This window comes from Faecalibacterium sp. An77, from assembly GCF_002161315.1.
Lineage (GTDB): Bacteria > Bacillota > Clostridia > Oscillospirales > Ruminococcaceae > Faecalibacterium.
The window spans coordinates 1-1,234 of the sequence record NZ_NFHK01000093.1 but is presented as its reverse complement, the minus strand read 5'-3'; the positions used below and the strand labels follow the sequence as shown (position 1 = coordinate 1,234).

The window sequence follows — 1,234 nt, the reverse complement described above, 5'->3', positions numbered from 1 at the left end:
CATAGGGCGATCCACGCTTTGAAATCTTGTTTTTCGTGCCTCTGAATGTTCCGGACTGCCGTTCAGATGGGTCTAACCCAAAGTAAGCTGCAAGCTGTTTAGGCTTTTTGAACAGAGTGAAATCCCCAATTTCTCCCAGTAAAAGAGCTGCTGAATGGCTCCCAATACCAGGAATGCTTTGCAGTAAAGAAACGTTGTTTCGTATTTCTTTCATCTGTGCCAATAAATTGTCTATTGCTTTCTCAATTTGAATCACGCTTTCGGATAATGTACGAAGCATTTGAATGGTACACACAATGAGGGTTTCATCGGCACAGGAATGAATCCCCAGGGTCTGTGCTTGCTGTGCTGCCGAGATCAGCAATTCAGCTTTTTTCTTAGCAAATCCATGCCCTGACTTGCTTGCTGCAGCAATCACTTCAACCAGTTCTGATTCTTCCGCTGCAAGCAAAATAGCTGGCGTTGGAAAATGCACAAGCACCGCGCACGAAGTGATTCCTCCTAGATCTGAGAAGACCTTATCATAGCCTGGAAAGGCTTGATCCAAGAAAGCTGTCAATCGATTTTTATAACTCGAAACGTCATTCAAAAATTCTACCCGTTCTCTGCAGAGCTGGCGTAATGCACGCATTGCAGTTTGAGGAACCTGGGAAGGCCGTAAGGTCTTTGTTCGATACATCATTGCCAATTTAAAGGCGTCTACACGATCTGTTTTTCTCTTTCTAATAGAGAAATCCTTCATGGAGCTGCTTTGAAGAGGATTTACTACGATTACGTCATATCCATGCTCCGAGAAGAACTGAAAGAGAATCAAGTGGTAGTGCGAGGTGGATTCCATCACAATAATAGGCTTGCTGGAAAAGCTCTGCTCAGCCTTTTGAAGCAGGGTGTTTGCCCGATTGATCGATGTTTCATCGTGATAAATCTTTTCCTGAGCAAAGATTTTGTTGTCTGGCGACAAAATACACATGTCGCTGAATCGTTTGCTGACATCAATTCCTGCTACCGGACCAAAATTCATATACACCTCTCCTCTCAGGGACAGTTTCGCTTTTTCGCAAAAGCAACAGGCGCGTTGTTGACACGGGTAACGGTTGTGCCGACCCAACCAATCAAAACATTGATTCTTTCACGAAGCGAACGGACGGTCTACATTGTTAGTAATTCCTGAATGGAAACCAAGCAAGCAATTTTGCCACTTTCAGCCCCAGTTAGTATTTCAATGTTACTATGT

General features: G+C 43.9%; 1 protein-coding gene. It reads right to left on the bottom strand.

Going from position 1 to position 1,234, the window contains the following annotated elements:
• The coding region (locus B5G28_RS14155; protein ID WP_087249830.1) for an IS110 family transposase at positions 1-1,021 on the bottom strand (1,021 nt) is incomplete at its 3' end.
• Positions 1,022-1,234 lie beyond the last annotated feature (213 nt).